Raw genomic sequence first — 21197 nt, 5'->3', positions numbered from 1 at the left:
ATATAGAGATTAACAAATGGAATTCCAGTAGTTCTCGAAAACTCTGCACTGCGGCAGACTAACGGTTATTTTTTCGGAACATGCTTATCTAAAAATGCCTGAGCTACTTTATTCCAATTTTCATTATTCTGGGAACGGGAATTATTAAGTTCGTTATTAATAACATTTGAGTCTGCTGCAGCTTTATTAAATGCATTTACAGCAGCATTAAACTGATCAACATCCTGCTTGGTTCTTGAACTTTGTGACTTTGCATCAAATGCAGATTTAATTTTATCAAACTTTTCTTTCTCTAGATAGTAATTAGTTAATTTTTGCATTTTAACTTCTGACTCATCAATATAAAATTTTAGACTCTGCTTTGTTACATTATTCATAGACAAATCGCCACTATAACTTTTTGCAGCTTCAAGTTTTCCTAATCCTTCTTTTGCATATTTTGCAAGAGTAGTTCTATTTTGTTCAATTGAATTTAAGTCAGCTTTATTCAGCGCCTCCATAAGATATGCCTCCTGTTTTGAGCTTTTAAAATAAATAAGATAAATTACATTATAATATTTTATTACTTCACTAGCCTTCTTCATTTTTATTGCAAGTGGATCTTTATTCTCTAATAATGTTATATTATGAGCAGCAGCAAAGTTTTTTTGCTCCTGAACCATCATTTCTTCAGCTAAATCCATTTTTTGATTAGCAATTTCCTGTGCCAGAAGATATGCCTCCATAGCATCATATGACTGTTCTGCAATGGCTTCCATATCTACAATTTTACCATAATTTTCGGTTAATACAATATGGCTTATGTTCAAATATGACAAAACTGAATCGCGATAACTAGCATCGTTACCAAAGGGTTTTAATTTACCTACTGTTTTTTGTGCATCTTCAACTGCTTTAATTACTTCTTTTCTACGTTTCTCTACCTTTCTGGCACTTTTACCATGTGATACAGAACTGGTATAATCCCAGATATTCTCCATTATTATCTGATGCTGATTTCCTATTTGTCCCATATATTCCGAGGCAGATTTAGAATCCTGAGAATATACCCATGATGTTGTAAAAATAAAAAATAACAACATGCAATTTTTAACAATTTTAGATATTTTTTTCATATTTTATTTTTGTTTCATGAAGTTAATTAAATCCGAAATAATATTATAAGCTTCATCCAGCAGAGCATCTTTTTCGAGAGACTCTGTAAATTGCTTATTCATCTCTCTGTTATAATCATCAATTTTAAATATTTCTTTATTCTGTTCGTAATTTATTAGTTTAACATTATTATTATAGGAAGTCTCTAAAGTATCAATTGCATTTGTAAAATTATAAATTTTTCTTTTAAGCTTAATATATGAATTAATATCTAAAGGAATTTTTTTAATATCAAGACACGAATTAAGTGAATCTAAAAATGTACCCATTTGCTTAATAAATACATTATTTTCACAACGCTTTTTACTTAAAACTGCAAGTTGTGTAACCGGTAGGGATGGTAAAGTAGTTAAATATACTTTCTTTACAACAGAATCATTTGACAGTGCATTTTTATTTGAAATCTCACGATCGTTATTGGTACGATAAAAATCAGGTAAAGCAATATCAGGGATGACTCCGGTAAGTTGATTCGAATTTCCTTTTACACGATAAAACTTGAAAGTTGTTGTTATAACATAGCCATATTTAGGATCGGAATTTGGAAAAATATTATTTGCAACATTTGTAGCAGTATCATTTGGAAGAACAATCTGACCTGATCCTTTGCCATAGGTTGGATTTCCAATAATTAATGCACGGTTATAATCCTGTAAACTACCCGAAATAAATTCTGAAGCTGATGCACTACCAGCATTTACCATTACTACCAAAGGGCCATCATATATTGTTCCTCTGTTCATATCTTTCATTGTAACCGGCTTTGCTCCTCTTGAATAATATATTCCTAATGGACCTTCATCAATAAATATTCCGGCAAGATTTAAGGCTTCTGTCATTGATCCACCTCCATTAGAACGGATATCCAGGATTAAACCATCAATACCATTTTGTTTAAGCTTAATAACTTCTTTAGCAACATCATTTGCACATCCGGGATCATTTTGATTATTCCATTCTGTATAAAAACCTGGAAGAGAAATATAACCTATCTTTTTCTCGCCACTTAAAATAATTCCTCTTACAAGATTTTCTTCTGACTTAATTTTTTCTTTTGTTAAAACAACCTCTTCCACAAGTTCGTTTGACATTCTAATTTTTAAAGTTAACTTATCGGTATTTGACTCATTAAGCATCAGGTAAACTTCCTCTTCTGAAGCACCTGTTAAATCTATAGGCTTTTTATCACCCCATTTCAATTCAAGTAAGACATCACCTGTGTGAATTAAATTTGATTTCCAGGCAGGACCACCAGGAATAAGACTTGCAATCTCAATTTCATAATCAGTAGTTTCTTTAATTGTAAAACCAAAAGAAAGAGAATTGGGAGATATTGCAGATTCAAAATTCTTTTTATCATTGGGAGTAAAGAAAAATGTGTGAGGATCAAAACATGTAGCAAAAGCATTCATATAAATAGAAGCAATAACACTTTCATAACCTGACGGATGTAAAAGCATGCGTTGAAAAAATCGTTTTTGCGACTTCTTAACTTTTTCTCTGAAAACAGGTTCTTTTTTTAATAAAGAGTCTATTTGATTATCAGAATATTCTTTCCCCTCACCAATCATTAACTTAAGCTCCCTATGCTTAATATACTTAACCCATCTTCTTTTTTGCTCATCACGGTTTTTAGGATATGATAAAGTATCATTAAAATAATAAATTATGTAATCTTTCTCATTAAAATTTGGAGCAGTACTACAAATAACATTTATCAAAGAATCTGTTTCATTTAATCTTTTTTCGTAAACAGAAGTAACCTTTGACAAAAAATCGGAACGTTGATTCATCGTCTCTTTGCAAAGAGATGTTTTAAATTCTGAGAATGCTGCAATATCATTATCAAGAAAAACGAAATGATAAGGATCTAAATAGTTAATAAATTTCAGCCATACTTTCTTTGAAAGTTCATCATCTATTTGTTGTGGACTAAAATGATTTTTCTCAAGAAGTGTAAGCATATTAAATGCCGTTTTGCCATACAAATTCTCTTTTTGACAGTATGCCTGATTATAGTTTGTTAAAAGAGATGTAATTGATAATACAAAAACAAATTTCAATAGTTTATTTACACAAATAATTATTTTCTGGTGCTTTAGATTACACATTTAGTATGAAGTATTATCTAATAAAAGTAATGAAAGAAAAATTTTAATTTCTATATATAATTTAAAACTAAAAAAAATAAAGTTTATAAAACTATAACAAATTAATGAATACACAAAAAATATTACCTGTATTAGAGTAAATTCTGTTGAATAATACTCATTTTATATAGAAAGTTATATTAGAAAGTTGTACACTTAAAAAACTTGAACTCACGATCGATTAAATCATCAGGATGTACAGTAACAAAATTATCATCAGAGACATAAAACATTGTATCTGGCATTATATAATAACTTCCCGGAGGAACCAGTAAAGAGAATCCACCATTTTTAGCTTCTGTAACATATGACAATGTTTTAAGTGAGTCATAATGATTTTCATCAAAAGCAAGCGCTAAACTTCTTTCAACAACGTACACATTACCATTGTATAAATCAAAAGTTCTGGCAGCAACATTTACCGGAGGCATACAATCTCCTTCGCCATAATAAACTATACTGCTTATACCACTTGGCGCACGATTATCGATACAGGACGATACCAATACAGTTAAGAAAATAAATATGAGAAATTTGTTATACATTCTTTAATTAAAAAACACTTTTAAAATTATGAGAATAGCGAAGAACTATTTTCTTACTCTACAACATCGGAGTAAAATCTAGTTTGAGCATTAGGTACCAGATGTTTCGCTTCTCTCAACATGACAATTAAATTTTATTTAACCCATTCCTGTTTATAAAGAAATTCGGCAATCTGGATTGCATTTGTTGCTGCACCTTTTCTTAAATTATCAGCAACAATCCACAAATTTAAACACTTCTCACGCGACAAATCTCTTCGGATTCTACCAACAAAAACCTCATCTTTTCCTTCTGCGTTTATTGGCATTGGATACTCATTAGCATTAGGGTTATCAATAACTACAATACCCGGCATTGATTTTAACAAAGAATTTACTTCTGCTAAATCAAAATCATTTTCAAATTCTATATTTACAGCTTCTGAGTGTCCGCCAATTACAGGAACTCTAACAACAGTTGCCGTAATCTGTATAGTTTTATCGCCAAGAATCTTTTGAGTTTCTTTTACCAGTTTTTGCTCTTCTGTTGTACAACCATCAGCTAAAAATGTTCCTCCATGTGGGAAACAGTTTAAATCAATCTGATGAGGATAAGCCATTTCACCTGCAATTCCTGCTCTTTCATTTTTAAGTTGCTGAACTGCCTTTACACCAGTGCCTGTAACCGACTGGTATGTTGAAACCACCAATCTTTTAATTTTATATTTTTTATGCAAAGGCGCTAAAGCTAAAACCATTTGAATTGTTGAACAATTCGGATTTGCAATAATTTTATTTTCGTGCCTTAAAACGTGTGAATTTACTTCAGGAACTATCAATGGGACATTTGGAAACATTCTCCATTGCGAAGAGTTATCAATAACTGTTGTTCCCAATTTCGCAAACTCCGGTGCAAATGTTGAAGAGGTTGAAGAACCTGCTGAAAAGATAGCTATAGCAGGATGCGCATTTATCGCTTCTTTTACGCCAATAACAGAAATTTCCTGACCTTTAAAAAGCACTTTTTTCCCAACAGATTTTTCTGAAGCAACAGGTAATAATTCGGTCAAAGGAAAATTATGCTCTTCTAAAACTTTAAGCATTACACCTCCAACTAGTCCGGTAGCACCAACTACAGCAACTTTCATATTTTAGTCTTTATTCGGCCGAAAATGAATTTATAAGTTTTCCGTTTTCGTCCCATTCTTTATTTTGTTTTACAAGTTCATCTTTAAATATAACTTCTGACTTTTGTTTTCCATTGTCATAATAATATTTCCATATACCTGTTTTCTTTCCAAGTTTATAGGTTTCGTCAGAAATCACCTGATCGTTTTCATTCCAAACTTTCCAGTTTCCGTCAAGCTGTCCATCCACATAATTTCCTTCAATTTTCACTTTTCCACTTTCGAAAAAAACCTTAAACTGACCTACCCGCTTATCATTTTTGTAAGTTGATGTTAATTCCAATTTACCATTTTTATACCATTGCTCAGATTTACCAGTAAGAACATTATCTTCCATATGTTGTTCTCCACTTTTAGTTCCATCTTCAAACCAACGGGTAACAACCTGCTTTTTGCCATCATCTGTTTTCTGAGCTTTTAGTTTTCCGCTTTCATAGTATTGTTTATAGCCACCAATGGGTTTACCTTTAGAATAAATAACTTCAACACTTTTCTGTCCGTTTTCATAAAACCTTAAAAAACTTCCATCAGCCAATCCATCAACAAATGTCTTTTCAGACTGAACATCTCCGTTATCATATAAATCGCGACAAATACCAGTAAATGGAACACTATCATTTATTGTGCAGGTTATTCCAGAAATATTAGTTAGTTCTTTACTTGTAACAGTTTCCTGAGAACAACTTAAAGTAAAATATACTAAAGCTGCAAACAAAAAATATATAAAGTAATTTTTCTGTAACATAGTTTCTTATTGAGGTACTCCTACACCATGACAACTTTTAAATTTTTTACCACTACCGCAAGGACATGGATCATTACGTCCTACTTTTTTCTCAACTCTTATTGGTTGAACCTTTTGCTCTTCTGGTTTTGGTTGCCCACCACCGGAATTTTCAACAGCATCAGGTCTGCTGGTATCAAACTTACTCATATCAAGTTTTCGTGGAGCTTTTGCCTCACGTACCTGCTCAGGATCCTGAATTGGAATATGTCCTTTTGTAAGTAATGATACAATCTCACGATTTGCTTTATCAATCATACTTCTGAATAACTCAAATGATTCAAATTTATAAATCAATAAAGGATCTTTCTGTTCGTATGCAGCATTCTGTACAGATTGTTTTAATTCATCCATTTCACGAAGATGCTCTTTCCATGCTTCATCAATAGTAATAAGTATTGCCATCTTTTCGAATGAACGAATAAGTTCCTTACCCTTTGATTCGGTAGATTTTCTTAAATTAGTAACAATTTGAAAAACTCTAACTCCATCACTAACTGGCACTACAATATTTTCATAAACCTGACCGCTCTTTTCAAACACATCTTTTATTACAGGATAAGCCTGATTTGCCATTTGCTGACATTTACGAATATAATTATCATAAACCTGTTCGTAAATTTTCTCAGTAAGCACATTTGGCGACAATGCTTTATATTCTGCTTCAGAAAATGGTGCTTCAGTAGCAAGATATCTTATTAAATCAAGATTAAAATTATCAAATGTTGTACTACCATGATTCTGACCTACTATAGATTCGCAAACATCATACATAGTATTTGAAATATCCACACTCACTTTTTCACCAAAAAGTGCATTTCTTCTACGGCTGTATACAACTTCACGTTGTGAATTCATAACATCATCATACTCCAATAAACGCTTTCTGATTCCAAAGTTATTTTCTTCAACTTTTCTTTGTGCACGTTCAATGGATTTTGTTATCATTGAATGCTGAATAACTTCACCTTCTTTAATACCTAATCTATCCATCATTCTAGCAATACGATCTGATCCAAAAAGGCGCATTAAATCATCTTCTAGACAAACATAAAATTGTGATGAACCAGGGTCACCCTGTCGTCCTGCACGACCACGCAACTGTCTGTCAACACGACGGGACTCGTGACGTTCAGTACCAATAATAGCCAAACCTCCCGCAGCTTTAACTTCAGGACTAAGTTTAATATCGGTACCACGACCTGCCATATTTGTAGCAATTGTTACAACACTACTTCTACCTGCATCAGCAACAATATCAGCCTCACGTTGATGCAATTTCGCATTTAAAACAGAGTGTTTTATTCCACGAAGTTTTAACATTCTGCTTAATAATTCAGAAATCTCAACAGAAGTTGTACCTACAAGTATTGGTCTTCCTGCATTTGTTAACTCTACAATTTCTTCGATTACTGCATTATATTTTTCGCGCTTTGTTTTATAAACCTTATCCTGCATATCCTTACGAACCATTGCACGATTTGTAGGAATTACTACAACATCAAGTTTATAAATATTCCACAACTCACCTGCTTCGGTTTCAGCAGTACCAGTCATACCGGCAAGTTTATGGTACATTCTGAAATAATTCTGAAGAGTAATTGTTGCAAAGGTTTGTGTAGCTGCTTCAACTTTTACATTCTCTTTTGCTTCAATAGCCTGATGCAAACCATCAGAATAACGACGACCTTCTAAAATACGACCTGTTTGCTCATCTACAATTTTAACCGCATTGTTCATAACAACATATTCTACATCCTTTTCGAACATTGAATAAGCTTTTAGTAACTGGTTAATTGTATGAACCCTTTCAGATTTTACAGAATAATCGCGAATCATTTCATCTTTAGCAACTATTTTTTGTTCGGCTGTTAATCCTGATTTTTCTATTTCTGCAATTCTGCTTCCGATATCTGGAAGAACAAACATTTGAGTATCATCAGTGGTATTTGTTATTAAGTCGATACCCTTTTCTGTAAGCTCAACAGAGTTGTTTCTTTCATCAATCACAAAAAATAATTCCTCAGTAATTTCAGGCATCCTTTTAGCATTTTCCTGAAGATATACATTTTCAGTTTTATGCATTAAGGTTTTCATTCCAAGCTCACTTAAGAATTTAATAAGTGCTTTATTTTTAGGGAAACCTTTATGAGCTTTTAATAACAATATACCTCCTTTTTCGGTATCGCCAGCCTGAATAAGTTTTTTTGCCTGGTTCAGAAAATCATTAACAAGATTTTTTTGAGCATTTGAAAGTTTTTCAACTTTTGATTTATACTCATTAAAAAGTTGATCTTCACCCTTAGGAGTTGGACCACTGATAATAAGTGGTGTTCTTGCGTCATCAATCAAAACGGAGTCAACCTCATCAACAATAGAATAATGATGTGTTCTTTGAACAAGATCTTCTGGTCCGATTGCCATGTTATCACGAAGATAATCGAAACCAAATTCGTTATTTGTACCAAATGTTATATCGGCCAAATATGCGTTACGTCGGGCAACAGAATTTGGTTGATGTTTATCAATACAGTCAACTGATAATCCATGGAACTCATAAATTGGTCCCATCCACTCACTATCACGACGAGCAAGATAATCGTTTACTGTTACTATATGAACACCCTTACCGGCAAGTGCATTTAAAAATACAGGAAGTGTTGCAACTAAAGTTTTTCCTTCACCTGTGGCCATCTCAGAAATCTTTCCCTGATGTAGTACCATACCTCCAATAAGCTGCACATCGTAATGAACCATGTCCCATGTAATTTCATTTCCTCCTGCAAGCCATTTATTTAACCAGATTGCTTTAGAACCTTCTATAACAACACTACTTCTTTGAGCTGCGATGTTTCTGTCAAATTCAGAAGCAGTAACTTCTACTCTTTCATTTTCTACAAACCTTCTTGCAGTATCTTTTACAATTGCAAAAGCTTCTGGCAAAACTTCCAATAAAATTTCTTCAATTTTATTATTTATTTCTTTCTTAATCTTATCAATCTGATTATAAAGATTTTCTTTTTCATCAACCTTAATATCATCGCCTTCAACTTTTGCTTTAAGTTCCTGAATTTCCTCTTCCTCAGCTTTATAATAATTATGAATCTTCTCTTTTAAAGCAGCAGATTTCTGACGTAACTCATCATTTGAAAGTTGTTGCAATGTCACATAAACCTGTCTAACCTGTTCAACTACAGGGAAAATAATTTTAATATCTTTATCGGACTTTGTACCGAAAAATTTCTTCAATAAATCGTTAAATGATGCCATTATATATTTTTTAAAAAGCTAACAAAGTTAGTGTCTATTTCGGCAATCACAAAATTTGAAATCTTAATAATAAAATTTTGGCAAATAACTTGTATAACTTACATTTGTAAAAAAGAACAAATGGCTAATAAAATATTATTTTTTTCGGTTTTTATTATTGTTTTTAATTTTTGCAGTAATAAATCATTTTCACAGGATAGTACAAAAATCGCAAAAAGATATTTTGGATTAAGTCTTCAACCTAATTTTCAGAGTATAATTACTTTTGCGATTATAGAAATTTCAGATAAAGGTGTTGTTACACGAACATTTTTAAGTCGTCGCGACTGGCTTCATCAAATTGTCGGTATTCAACAATCGTCAGCAAATGCTGAAGGAAAAAATCTTTTAAAAGATGCAGGTATTGAAGGACCGGAAATTTTGGATGAATTGTGGAAATTAAGATACTCTGAACCTCCTTACGATGGTTCACCACCCGAAAAAGGTTGGGCAGCAAAACCCAGAATGGCATCAGAGGGACAAATGGATATGTTAAGACAATTTGGAATAAAAACTATTAATGATTATTTCTTCGGTGAAAATTTGTATAAGCTTTTAAATTCAATGGAAGACCCAGGCTGGGTTGCAGATTATATGAATAAATAATTACGAATTATTTTAAAAGCTTCTTCTCATTTCTACCATTTTAACAGCAGTAAGCGCACATTCTGCACCTTTGTTACCATGTTTCCCTCCAGCCCGGTCAATTGCCTGCTGAAAATTATTTGTTGTTAAAACAGCAAAAATAAAAGGGATAGGATATTTAATATTTAATTCGGTAATTCCGTGTGTCACACTTTGACAAACATAATCGAAATGCTTGGTATCTCCTTGAATAACACAACCAATACTAATAACTGCATCAACATTTGCTAATTCTGCAAGAATTTTAGCACCTGCTGTTAGCTCTATACTACCCGGAACATACCTTACAATAATATTTTCATCAGGAGTATTACATTTTTTTAATGTTTCTAATGCACCTTCTAATAACGCATCTGTTATTTTACTATTCCATTCTGCTACTACAATCCCGATTCTCATTGAGCTTGCATCAGGAAATATATTTTCGTCGATATTTGACTGAGCTTTTAAATTTGTTACCATAATTTTTTATCAAAAAAAATCCCGATATAATCGGGATTAGATTTTTATAATTTATTTAATTTTAGTTTCGCACGGGTAATATACTTTTCAATTTTCCTACCCTCATTTGTACGATTATATTCTTTTTCAATTCTTTCATAAATAGCAAGTGCTTCTTCCCATTTATTTAATTTTTCTAACACAAAGCCAACTTTCATTAAATAAACTGGTGAAGTAAATTCGTTTGGTTGCTCGTCAGCCGCTTTTTTATAAAATGCTAAAGCTTCTTCTGTTTTTCCAAGCTCCATATTTGCATCACCAATAGCACCTTGCGAAATAGGATATAATAATTTATCATCTGTGCTAAAATCGCTTAAATATTCTATCGCCTTATCAAATTTGCCAGTATTTAAATAACAAACTCCTGCATAATAATAAGATAAATTTCCTGCTTTAGTTGAACCATACTGTTCAATAATTTTTAAAAATCCTGGATATTGAACATCGCCATTTAAAGCCAGATTAAAAGAATCTTTTGCAAAATACTGTTCAGCCATAAACATTTCTTCATGAGCTTCAGCTTCCATTGGAGCAATATAAAGTTTTTTATATCCTAAATAACCACCAACAATAAGAATAATTGCACCAACAACTATCATCAGAACCTTACGGTTTTTCTCAATATACAACTCAGTTTTGGTAAGAACATTTCCAACCTGATCGATGTCATTTCCGAGAACTTCTTTATCTTTGTTTGCCATACACTTATAGTATTCTACGTTTTTTTGAAACCGCAAACCTACACAAAATTTTCAACTTTAGAAAATTTTAGAAAAAGTTATTATATAATCTTTACTAAAGTTAAACTAACTTAAGCTACTGCAATATTTACTAAAGCTTAATTACAGCTTTTTTACTAATTTTGCATTAACAAAAATGAATCTTTTTTTAAAACATATAGATTTAATTGGATTTAAAAATCTGAAAGAAATTTCAGTTGATTTTTCGACTAAAATAAACTGTTTTGCCGGAAATAACGGTGCCGGAAAAACTAATCTGTTAGACTCTATTTATTATCTGTCATTTTGCAAAAGTTATTTTAATAACACTGATCATGAAAACATTCATCACGGTGATAATCTTTTTTTAATTAATGGCATTTATGAACGCAATGAAGTAGATGAGAATATTTTATGCGGAGTAAAACAAAATGATAAAAAGCAATTTAAGAGAAATAAAAAAGAGTACCAAAGATTATCTGATCACATAGGATTATTACCGCTTGTAATAGTATCTCCATACGATGCAAATCTTATCTCGGAAGGAAGTGAAGAGCGCAGAAAATTTATTAACGGAGTTATATCTCAATACGACAAAACATACTTGAATGATGTAATTAATTATAACAAAGTCCTTAAACAACGTAATGCATTACTTAAAGAATTTATAAGAAGAAATAATTCTGATAGAGAAACTCTTGAAATTTACGACGAAAAATTATCGCAGCTAGGTATTCCTATTTACAATAAACGTAAAGATTTTTTGGAAAAACTTAGCCCTGTTTTTGAAAGTTTTTACCGTCACATATCCGGAGGAAATGAAGTTGTAGAGCTATTATATCAATCACAATTAGAACAAGAAGATTTTAAGTTACTTTTAAATAAATCATTTGAAAAAGATAATTTAGTTCAATATACAACATGCGGAATTCATAAAGATGATTTGGTGTTTAAAATCAATGGATTTCCTGTTAAAACTAATGGCTCGCAAGGTCAGCAAAAAAGCTTTTTACTTTCATTAAAATTAGCTCAGTTTGATTTTATTAAAGAAAAAAATGATTTTACACCATTGCTTTTATTAGATGACATTTTTGATAAACTTGATAATACACGTGTTTCCTTATTGATGAAACTTGTAGGAGAACAGCACTTTGGTCAGATTTTTATTTCGGATACTGATAAAAACAGAATTGAGAAAGTACTTGAACCTGTAAAATCTGATTACTCTATTTACAATTTAGAGAAAGGAGCAATACTATGAGACGCAATAACACACGCTCAATCAGCGAAGTAATTAGCGAATATGTAGAAGCCTACAAATTAAAAGGTAAGATATCAGAAATTACACTTATTAAATCATGGCCCGAGATTGTTGGCGAAAAAATTGCAGCAAAAACAATTGAATTAAGAATTCAACACAGGAAATTATTTGTAAAAATTCATTCTTCAATTCTTCGTCAGGAATTAATGATGATTCGTACTGAGCTGGTAAAACGACTAAACGAAAAAGCCGGAGAATCAGTAATTGATGAAATGGTTTTGTTTTAAATTACACTAAATCTCATTTTAAAAACATACTTTATAAGCTATTTTGAGTTAGCTAATGCCAAAACATTTTTTATAACTTTGTCAATCTTATTTAAAAAATAATCAACAATAAATATCATGAAGAAAATTATTTTAGTTTTATCGCTGGTTGTAGGATTAGGATTTTCGCAATCATCATTTTCATGTACTAACCTTCTTATTACAAAAGGTGCATCTACAGACGGCTCTACAATGGTAACATACCATGCAGACAGTCACGTATTATATGGCGAATTATATTACAGACCAGCTGCCGATTACCCAGAAGGCACATTAGTTGACATTTACGAATGGGATACCGGTAAATATCTGGGAAAAATGAAACAGGTAAAACACACTTTCTCTGTAGTTGGTAATCAAAACGAATATCAGGTTTCTATTGGTGAAACAACTTACACAGGAAGAGAAGAATTACAAGACACTACAGGATTAATTGACTATGGTACATTAATTTACACAACATTACAACGAGCTAAAACTGCACGTGAGGCTATTAAAATATTTTCAGAGTTAATTAGCGAATATGGTTATTACAGCACAGGTGAATCTTTCTCTATTGCTGACCCTAATGAAGTTTGGATATTAGAAATGATTGGTAAAGGTCCTGGTAAAAAAGATGCTAAAGGTAAATTGGATTACAGCAAAGGTGCAGTATGGGTAGCTATTCAAATTCCAGATGGATATATATCAGGTCACGCAAACCATGCACGTATAACAACATTCCCTTTCCAGAAAAAAAATAATTTCTTCGATCCAAAACAAACAGTATTTCATTCTGCTGATGTAATAACATTTGCAAAAAAGATGGGTTACTATACCGGAGAAGATAAAGACTTTAGTTTTTCTGATACATATGCACCTTTAGATTTTGGTGGTGCTCGTTTTTGTGAAGCTCGCGTTTGGGCCGCCTTTAACAGAGTTAATAAAGAAATGGGAAAATACGAAGAATATGCAATGGGGCATGACCTTAAAAATCGTATGCCATTATATATTAAACCAGACAAAAAATTATCCGTTCACGATGTAATGGAACTAATGCGCGATTATTATCAGGGAACAAAAATGGATATGACACAAGATATTGGTGCTGGTCCATTTAAATGTATTGTTCGCTGGAGACCAATGACATGGAAAGTTGATAGCACTAGTTATTTACACGAAAGAGCTATAAGTACTCAACAAACCGGATTTACATTTGTTGCTCAAAACCGTTCATGGTTACCTAATCCTATTGGTGGCATATTATGGTTTGGTGTTGATGACAGTTATACATGCGTTTACACACCAATGTATTGTGGTATTACAAAAGTTCCTGAATCATTTGCAGTAGGTAATGGATCTATGATGGAATTTAGCGACAATGCTGCATTCTGGGTTTTTAATCAGGTTTCAAATTTTGCATATACACGCTATAGCGATATGATACAAGATATTCAACAGGTACAACGCGAACTTGAATCAAAATATATTGATAATACACCTAATATTGATAAACAAGCTGCCGATCTTTATAAAACTGATCCTAAAAAAGCTATAGAATTTATTACTAATTATAGCGTTGATGCTGGAAACGGAACTGTAAAAAGATGGAAACAGCTTTATGCATTTTTATTTACAAAATATATGGACGGCAATATTAAAACTGTTGTTCCCGGACAAAGAAATCCTAAAGTAAAACAGCCAGGATATAACGACGAATACTATCGTCAGATAGTAAAAGATAAAGGCGAAAAATTTAAAATGCCAAGTGGCGGATCACATTAAAATAAAAAGGAGCTTCGGCTCCTTTTTTGTTCATTAGATCTAACAAGCCTTCGAGTCCTGTTAGGTCTGAATAAATATTTTTTATCCATATAGTATTTTGAATTAAAATTTTTTGTAATATTGCAGTCCGTTTGAAAAAGTATCACAATTAGAAATTAACGCAAGATGGACTTAGTTAAAGTATTTGAAAATGAAATGTTAACAGCTGTTGAGTTACCACAATTTAAAAGTGGCGACACTATCACTGTTCACTATAAAATTAAAGAAGGAAATAAAGAACGTATTCAGCAGTTTCGCGGAGTAGTAATTCAGCGCAAAGCTTCTGGTGTAAAATCAACCTTTACAGTTCGCAAAATTTCCAATGGAGTTGGTGTAGAAAGAATTTTCCCTGATAATTCTCCATTTATTGATAAAATTGAATTAAACAAAAGTGGAAAAGTACGCCGTGCTAAATTATTTTATCTACGCGGACTTACAGGTAAAAAAGCAAGAATTAAAGAAAGAAGAGTTAATACAGGAAAAGCTGTTGTTGTTCCTGCAGAATAATAAAATTCACGTTATAATAAAAAATCCCGCTAATTGCGGGATTTTTTATTATAAGTCTAGTTCTCGAGATAAGAAAACTATTTACTTCGCTTCTATTACAAACTCTGTTCTACGATTTAAAGCTCTTCCATCAGGTGTATCATTTGAGGCTACGGGTTTAGTTTCTCCATAACCACGAGCAGAAACTATTCTAACTTTATCCAAACCCATTAAAATAAGATATTCGCCAACTGCTTTAGCTCTTTGCTCACTAAGTGCCTGGTTACTCTTATCATCACCTTCGCTATCGGTATGTCCATGAATAGAAATTTTAATCTGAGGATTCTCTTGTAAATACTCCAAAAAATTATCAAGAACAATAAGGCTGGATTTCTCGAAAACAGCATCACTTGATGCAAAATAAATATTATTAAGCTTAACTGTTGTTCCAACCTCTACCGGTTTTACTTCAAAATTAACTTTAACAGGTTCTTCCTTTTTAATATCTTTTACTTTTATATATTCTGAAGTAAATGCGTATTCTTTTTTCTTAACTGTCATAATTAACTCATCATCGGGTTTGGCAACAGAAATTGCAACAGCATATTTTCCTGTCATTTTATCTACAACCCCTTCAGTTACCCTGTTAGTTTTAACATCTTTAATTTCAACTTTTGCATCCTGAACTGCTTCGCCCTGATCGTCTTTTATTTCACCCTTAATAATTGCAATTTCTTTTGGACGGGCTTCTTCATATAAGTCGAAAGAATATATATCCCAACCTTCTGAACCTTGTAACTTATTAGATGAAAAATATGCTTTCTTTCCAAAAGTACTAACAATAAACCCAAGTTCATCACCTTCTGTATTTATAGGATATCCGATATTTTTCGGCTCAGTCCATTTACCATCAGGTTTCATTTTTGAATAATAAATATCATACCCTCCTATTCCATCTCGTCCATCTGACGAAAAATATAAAGTCTGACTATCACTATGAATAAATGGAGATTTTTCGTTTCCATGGCTATTTATAACATTACCCAGATTAACAGCAGGTTTCCAATTTCCATCATCGCCCATTTTTGACATCCATATATCACTTGTTTGGGTGGACTGATCGTCTAAATCAAATCCAAGATTACCAGGACGAATACTTGAAAAATAAATAGTTTTTCCATCAGATGATATTGACGGCTGACTTTCCCATGAACGCCGACCATTTATTGCAGCTCCCATATTCTTTAATGCAGACCATTCGTCATCTACATAATCAGACACCCATATATCACAATACAAATTATTTTCGCATATTGTTAAATACAAGTGATTATTATCAATCGAAATAGAAATTGCTCCCTGACTGTTGTTTTTATCATTAAATGGAGCAGTCATAGCCTTTATACTACCAAATGACTCTTCAAGAGCTCCGGTTTTACTTGTCCTTTCAGCCATTGAGAATTCATCAGTACGTAATGTTGTACCTAAATCATTTCTCTTATTAAATCGATGTGTAAAAAAAGCAATTTCACCATCAGGACTTATTAATGGTAAAAACTCATCATCAGGAGAATTCAGTCCTTTAACCTTTACAGGATTAAAAGGAACTGGTTTTGCCATTAATTCATTATAAGTTTTTACATGCTTGCTTATTACTTCTGCTTCAGGTTTAAATGGCGATTGCTTACTATTAGCAATAAATTTATCAATATAAATCTGAGCGTTTTTAAAATCTTTTGAAATGTAATATCGTTTACCAACTTCAAAGCTTGCTCTGTAGTTATCAATTGCAGGACAATATTCGGCTGCCTTTTTAAAATAGTCTATAGCTCTGTTTCTAAATTGCAAAGACTGTGAAGCATCATTTGTCCTTTCCGACTTGGAATTATTAATATCTGCTAACATTAAGTAAGCAGCAGCATAGCTTTCATCAAGTTTTGTTGATTCAATTAATAATTTATAGCCTAAATCGGGATTACCTTTTTTAAAATTATCACGAGCTTGTTCAAATGTTTTTCTTGCTTTCTTATCAACCTCAGGACAAACATCTTCTTCGTCCTGGGCTAACAAATTGCCGGTAAATAATAAAAATAATACCGTAACAATAAACAAAACACTTTTTAATAATTTTAAAAATAATAACATTATTTCTTTTTTGCTTCTTCAATTAATTTATCACCCTCAGCTTTTGCTTTTGCTTTTAACTTATCTGATTCCTGTTGTGCCTGCTGTAATTTTAAGTCAGATTCGGATTTAGCTTTATCCTGAATACCCTGAGCTTTCTTTTCGGCTTCTTCACGAAGTTTTTTCGCAGGTTCTTTTGCAAGCTTTTCGGCAATAGGTCCCTTTGCTTTAGCTTCACTTATTAATTTATCAGCTGCTGCATTTCCTTCTGCACGAACCTTATCTGCAGCTACTTTTGCAGCATCATTAACTTGCTTTGCTGCTGTCTGAGCAGTTGCCATTAATTTTTGCGATTGCTCATCTGCTGCTTTCAATAGTTTATCTGCTTGCTCCTGCGCTTTTTTAATTGCTTCAGCTTTTGCTTTATCAACTTCTTCATTTACTTTATCAATCACCTGATCTTTTACATTATCAACAGCGCCCTTTGCCTGATCCTTTAAATTGAATTTTATTTCAGGCTTTGTTATTAAACCTGTAATTAATCCTTTTATATCAATAAATTCAGGAACTTTAATATTTATTCCTAAACCTCCTGCCTGAGCAGATAAGTTTCCTAACAACTCATTTGCTGTACTACCTAATTCTGATGTAGGAATTTTAAAATTCATAATATAATCAACTACCTGATCTAAACCTTGTTTTCCACCAAACTCCATTTCAGTCTTTCCAATCTTAGTAACGAAAGGTTCTATTTCAATATTGCCATTTACAATTTTAAATTTTAAATTAGTATTCTGTAATGTGAGTTTTTTATATTTATCAGTTTTAAGCACCTGTGATAGTTTATCAAGAACCTCAGTATTACTAACTGTCAGAGCTTTGGTATTAAGAACACCCGAACCATTAATTGTTTTCATCTCGGGAGACATTGCCTGTGTTAATTTTCCTCCAAAACTAATTCCAATAGAAATCTTACCTGAACATTTTTCAGCTATCGGTGCAATTTTCTGAACAGTGTTAAAAGCAGTAAATGTTTTTTGAACATCAAAATCTTTTATATCCATTTTAAGATCAATATCCGGATTTGGTGTTCCCTTTGTTGAATAATATCCAGACAATGACATTGAGCCATCAAGTAATTGCATATTTAATCCGTTTAAATCAACTTTTCCATCACGTATTATTATTGACCCTTTTGTATTTTTAATTTCCAGCTTATCATATAACATATTGCCAATAGATGAGTTCAAAACAAAATCAATATTCTCAGGAACTTCAAATACAGTTAATGATGATGTATCAGCAGAAGCAGCCTCAGTTGTTGTAGTAGTTTCACTTCCCATTAACTGATTAATGTTAAGATTTGTTGAACTAAAATTAAATACCCCTTTTAAAAGTTCATCTCTGAAAACATATGCTAAGAAATTCTCAATTTTTCCGTTCATTGCAAAATCACTGCTTCCCATTTTAGCATTGAAACTTTTTAAATCAAAATATTTTGGAGATACTTCCATAGATGCAGTTTCAATATTTACAGGTGCCGATAAATCTTTACTTGTATAATTAATTCCTAAAAGATCAATTTTACCTACAGCTTTAAAATCTTCATATTTTTCCTGTTCTATTTGCGACATACGTCCGGCAAAATCAACATCAGCCTTAATTACTCCGGCTAATGAAGCATCTTCAACTGGCATAAAAGATTTAACTGAATTTAAATCCAAAGTGCCTTTTACCATTCCATCCATATTAGCATCGCTAACCGGTGTTGAAACGTGCAAACGCATATCAAACGGACTGCCTGCCATTTCTACGTGAAATTTTTTAACATCGATTACAGTATTATCAGGCTGTCCATCTTTATTGTCAACAACCAAATCAACATTGATATTCTGAACAGAAGCAGGAAGAGTCGGGTATTTAAAACTACCATTTTCAATTAATAATTTCACTCCAAATCCTGGCATAATGCTGTCGTTATAAATTCCTTTAACATTACCACTAAATCCGATTTTACCTGTAGTTTTAACATTTGAAAAATCGTTCATATAAACTGCAGGAACCATTGACAAAAGATTTCTGAAATCAGTTTTCTTTGCTTCAAAAGTTAAATCCATAACAATATCATCAGCAGGCATTGACACTGAACCATTCAAGCCTAATTCAAGTTCGTTTAATTTTATAATGTTATCCTTTAAAGTATATTTTGATTTCTCGAGATCTGCTTCAATCCCACAAGAAATGTTAACTTTTGATTTATTAATGTATTTCATACCATCATATGCAACAGATAAAGAATCGATACTGGCTGTTGTTTCAAGTGTTGTTAAAACATCAGTTAAATCACCCTTCAATAGAAACTGCATATTTTGTAATTCCATCCAAAAACCCAAATCATTATCATCATAAACTACATTACCATTTATAATTTCAAACTTTTTTAATGCAAGTTTAAAATGAGTTGCCGATGTATCTGTTGTTCCGGTAGTATCAGTTGAAGGCTTCATTATATCCCAGTTTGCCTTTCCACCTTTCAATACTTTAACATGAATATTAGGATTCTTTAATTCAATTCCTTTAATTTTTATCTGATCTCCAAACACACTGAATAAATCAAGTTCTGTAGAAAGACAATCAAAGGTAACCAAGGTATCTTTCTGAAAATCATCAACTCCAATCACACTAAGTTTATTTAGATCTAGTGTAAGATTTGGAAAACTACTGAATATACCTAAATCTATTTCGCCAAAATCAACTTTAGCATTAAGATTATTGTTTATTTCTGTTTTGGCAAATTCAATTATTTTATCTTTAAAAATAAAAGGCAATGCTATTAACAGTGCAAGTAATATTAAGAAAGTTATTCCGGTAATTTTTAAAATCTTTTTCAGGATTTTCATAGGATTAATCTTTTTATGTTTTGACTGTAAAAATAATATTTAATTAAAAGAATAAAACTGAAATTTGAAATAAAATATTAGAAGTTTAGCATTTATATTAAATTCTAATTCCTATCACAACAATATCATCTGTCTGTTCGCAATCTTGCTTCCAGTTGTTAATTGAATATTCTAAAAATGCTTCCTGTTCCGACATATCCATTGTTTCCATTGTTAGTAACAACTCTTTAAAGCGTCTTCTATTTAACTTCTTTAATTTTTCGCCTCCGAACTGATCAATATAACCATCAGAAAACATATAAAATGTATCGTTTGCACACAAATCAATTTCAGTTTGTTCAAAAAGTTTTTCTGCACCACCATAAAACCCTATCGGGTTCCTGTTTCCTTTAAACTCTGTTATGCAACCCTCTCTAATCATTATCATAGGTCGGAATGCACCTGAAAAAACTGCTTTCGATTTATCTTTTAAAATTTTGCATAGAGAAATATCCATGCCATCAGAAGCCATAAATTCTTTTCCTGAATTTAATTCTCTGTGTAATTCCAAATCAAGCTCATAAAGTATTTGAGCAGGTTCACACAAATTACTGCCTTCAATTACTTTTTTTAATAAAGAATGAGCAAGTACAGACAATAATGCTCCCGGCACACCATGTCCTGTGCAATCAATTGCAGCGATATAATAGGCATCGGGTTTTTCATAAAACCAGTAAAAATCGCCACTCACAATATCTTTTGGTTTGTACAAAACAAAGCCACCATTAAAAAGTTGTTCGATTTTACATTTAGCCGGCAAAATCGACTGTTGAATTCGTTTAGCATAATTAATACTTTCAAGCATTTCTGCATTATGTTGTGCTAAACTAACATTTGCTTTTAAAAGTTTCTGCTCTGAAGTTTTTCTGTCTGTTATATCATATCCTATAGCAACCATAGTATTTGAAGGCCCTACAGTTGTATTCCAAAGTATCCATTTATTTTTTCCAGAGGAAGTTTTAAGTAACCGCTCATAAGGCTGTGGATACAATCCTTTCTGACATTGAGAAAACATTTTTCTTGTAATATTTTTTACAATCTCAGTTTCTTCTTCACTGTTACGTGTTAAATTCCACCATGCATCGCCCAATAATTGTTTTGACTCAAAACCAAGAATTTTTAATGACGATGAACTTACATAGTCAACACTACCCTGATCATTAACAACGATCACAAGTGTATTTAATTTCTCCAATATTAATTCAGATAATTCTTCCATAAAATAATTTGATTAAGAAAATTGAAAACCTGAGAGGTTTCAGTAAAAAAGAGATAAAAACTCTT

General features: G+C 32.0%; 16 protein-coding genes. 5 read left to right on the top strand and 11 right to left on the bottom strand.

Annotated elements, in window-relative coordinates:
- Positions 1-65: 65 nt before the first annotated feature.
- The 6 genes from HY951_10660 to secA form a co-directional block, all read right to left on the bottom strand.
- Positions 66-1115 (bottom strand): hypothetical protein, encoded by a 1050-nt coding sequence (locus tag HY951_10660; GenBank protein ID MBI5540509.1) that lies wholly within the window; start codon positions 1113-1115, stop codon positions 66-68.
- A 3-nt stretch (positions 1116-1118) separates the two neighbouring features.
- Positions 1119-3266 carry a PDZ domain-containing protein gene (locus HY951_10655; protein MBI5540508.1) on the bottom strand — a complete coding sequence of 716 codons (2148 nt, stop codon included), beginning with the start codon at positions 3264-3266 and terminating at the stop codon, positions 1119-1121.
- Between the two features lie 179 nt (positions 3267-3445).
- A complete protein-coding gene (locus HY951_10650; GenBank protein MBI5540507.1) occupies positions 3446-3850 on the bottom strand; it encodes a hypothetical protein in 405 nt (134 codons plus the stop codon).
- Between the two features lie 134 nt (positions 3851-3984).
- Positions 3985-4977 (bottom strand): aspartate-semialdehyde dehydrogenase, encoded by a 993-nt coding sequence (locus HY951_10645; protein MBI5540506.1) that lies wholly within the window; start codon positions 4975-4977, stop codon positions 3985-3987.
- A gap of 10 nt (positions 4978-4987) precedes the next feature.
- The gene (locus tag HY951_10640) at positions 4988-5761 is read right to left on the bottom strand and encodes a toxin-antitoxin system YwqK family antitoxin (GenBank protein MBI5540505.1); all 774 of its coding nucleotides are present in this window, start codon (positions 5759-5761) and stop codon (positions 4988-4990) included.
- 6 nt (positions 5762-5767) lie between these two features.
- Positions 5768-9070 (bottom strand): preprotein translocase subunit SecA, encoded by a 3303-nt coding sequence (secA, locus tag HY951_10635; protein MBI5540504.1) that lies wholly within the window; start codon positions 9068-9070, stop codon positions 5768-5770.
- Positions 9071-9190: 120 nt separating this feature from the next.
- Between secA and HY951_10630 the strand changes: the two genes are divergently transcribed.
- On the top strand, positions 9191-9715 hold the full coding sequence (locus tag HY951_10630) for a hypothetical protein (GenBank protein MBI5540503.1): 525 nt from the start codon (positions 9191-9193) through the stop codon (positions 9713-9715).
- Positions 9716-9727: 12 nt separating this feature from the next.
- Here HY951_10630 and HY951_10625 read toward each other — a convergent pair whose 3' ends face one another.
- Entirely contained in the window at positions 9728-10216 is a 489-nt protein-coding gene (locus tag HY951_10625) for a 6,7-dimethyl-8-ribityllumazine synthase (GenBank protein MBI5540502.1), read from the bottom strand.
- Positions 10217-10260: 44 nt separating this feature from the next.
- Positions 10261-10956 carry a tetratricopeptide repeat protein gene (locus tag HY951_10620; GenBank protein MBI5540501.1) on the bottom strand — a complete coding sequence of 232 codons (696 nt, stop codon included), beginning with the start codon at positions 10954-10956 and terminating at the stop codon, positions 10261-10263.
- Between the two features lie 175 nt (positions 10957-11131).
- On the opposite strand from HY951_10620, the gene recF reads away from it, so the two are divergent.
- From recF to rplS, 4 genes are all read left to right on the top strand, one after another.
- On the top strand, positions 11132-12235 hold the full coding sequence (gene recF, locus HY951_10615; GenBank protein ID MBI5540500.1) for a DNA replication and repair protein RecF: 1104 nt from the start codon (positions 11132-11134) through the stop codon (positions 12233-12235).
- Complete coding sequence (locus HY951_10610) at positions 12232-12522, top strand: DUF721 domain-containing protein (GenBank protein MBI5540499.1); 291 nt, start codon at positions 12232-12234, stop codon at positions 12520-12522. Before recF ends, HY951_10610 begins: the two co-directional genes overlap by 4 nt.
- Positions 12523-12639: 117 nt before the next feature.
- Positions 12640-14325, top strand: coding sequence for a C69 family dipeptidase (locus HY951_10605; GenBank protein ID MBI5540498.1), 1686 nt, complete (start codon positions 12640-12642; stop codon positions 14323-14325).
- 165 nt (positions 14326-14490) lie between these two features.
- Positions 14491-14871 carry a 50S ribosomal protein L19 gene (gene rplS / locus HY951_10600; protein ID MBI5540497.1) on the top strand — a complete coding sequence of 127 codons (381 nt, stop codon included), beginning with the start codon at positions 14491-14493 and terminating at the stop codon, positions 14869-14871.
- Between the two features lie 81 nt (positions 14872-14952).
- On the opposite strand, the gene HY951_10595 is transcribed toward rplS, so the two are convergent.
- From HY951_10595 to HY951_10585, 3 genes are all read right to left on the bottom strand, one after another.
- On the bottom strand, positions 14953-16995 hold the full coding sequence (locus HY951_10595; GenBank protein ID MBI5540496.1) for an OmpA family protein: 2043 nt from the start codon (positions 16993-16995) through the stop codon (positions 14953-14955).
- On the bottom strand, positions 16995-19874 hold the full coding sequence (locus HY951_10590; protein ID MBI5540495.1) for an AsmA family protein: 2880 nt from the start codon (positions 19872-19874) through the stop codon (positions 16995-16997). Before HY951_10590 ends, HY951_10595 begins: the two co-directional genes overlap by 1 nt.
- 97 nt (positions 19875-19971) lie before the next feature.
- Positions 19972-21132: a SpoIIE family protein phosphatase gene (locus HY951_10585; GenBank protein MBI5540494.1), complete on the bottom strand. Its 1161-nt coding sequence runs from the start codon at positions 21130-21132 to the stop codon at positions 19972-19974.
- Positions 21133-21197 lie beyond the last annotated feature (65 nt).

This window comes from Bacteroidia bacterium (genome assembly GCA_016218155.1).
In the GTDB taxonomy this organism is placed as follows: Bacteria; Bacteroidota; Bacteroidia; order Bacteroidales; family GWA2-32-17; genus GWA2-32-17.
This window is presented reverse-complemented; position numbering and strand designations above follow the sequence as displayed.

What these genes read in the sequence shown, in the direction of transcription:
- HY951_10660 (MBI5540509.1), bottom strand. Translation starts at nt 1,115, where the DNA reads ATGAAAAAAATATCTAAAATTGTTAAAAATTGCATGTTGTTATTTTTT.
- HY951_10655 (MBI5540508.1), bottom strand. Translation starts at nt 3,266, where the DNA reads ATGTGTAATCTAAAGCACCAGAAAATAATTATTTGTGTAAATAAACTA.
- HY951_10650 (MBI5540507.1), bottom strand. Translation starts at nt 3,850, where the DNA reads ATGTATAACAAATTTCTCATATTTATTTTCTTAACTGTATTGGTATCG.
- HY951_10645 (MBI5540506.1), bottom strand. Translation starts at nt 4,977, where the DNA reads ATGAAAGTTGCTGTAGTTGGTGCTACCGGACTAGTTGGAGGTGTAATG.
- HY951_10640 (MBI5540505.1), bottom strand. Translation starts at nt 5,761, where the DNA reads ATGTTACAGAAAAATTACTTTATATATTTTTTGTTTGCAGCTTTAGTA.
- secA (MBI5540504.1), bottom strand. Translation starts at nt 9,070, where the DNA reads ATGGCATCATTTAACGATTTATTGAAGAAATTTTTCGGTACAAAGTCC.
- HY951_10630 (MBI5540503.1), top strand. Translation starts at nt 9,191, where the DNA reads ATGGCTAATAAAATATTATTTTTTTCGGTTTTTATTATTGTTTTTAAT.
- HY951_10625 (MBI5540502.1), bottom strand. Translation starts at nt 10,216, where the DNA reads ATGGTAACAAATTTAAAAGCTCAGTCAAATATCGACGAAAATATATTT.
- HY951_10620 (MBI5540501.1), bottom strand. Translation starts at nt 10,956, where the DNA reads ATGGCAAACAAAGATAAAGAAGTTCTCGGAAATGACATCGATCAGGTT.
- recF (MBI5540500.1), top strand. Translation starts at nt 11,132, where the DNA reads ATGAATCTTTTTTTAAAACATATAGATTTAATTGGATTTAAAAATCTG.
- HY951_10610 (MBI5540499.1), top strand. Translation starts at nt 12,232, where the DNA reads ATGAGACGCAATAACACACGCTCAATCAGCGAAGTAATTAGCGAATAT.
- HY951_10605 (MBI5540498.1), top strand. Translation starts at nt 12,640, where the DNA reads ATGAAGAAAATTATTTTAGTTTTATCGCTGGTTGTAGGATTAGGATTT.
- rplS (MBI5540497.1), top strand. Translation starts at nt 14,491, where the DNA reads ATGGACTTAGTTAAAGTATTTGAAAATGAAATGTTAACAGCTGTTGAG.
- HY951_10595 (MBI5540496.1), bottom strand. Translation starts at nt 16,995, where the DNA reads ATGTTATTATTTTTAAAATTATTAAAAAGTGTTTTGTTTATTGTTACG.
- HY951_10590 (MBI5540495.1), bottom strand. Translation starts at nt 19,874, where the DNA reads ATGAAAATCCTGAAAAAGATTTTAAAAATTACCGGAATAACTTTCTTA.
- HY951_10585 (MBI5540494.1), bottom strand. Translation starts at nt 21,132, where the DNA reads ATGGAAGAATTATCTGAATTAATATTGGAGAAATTAAATACACTTGTG.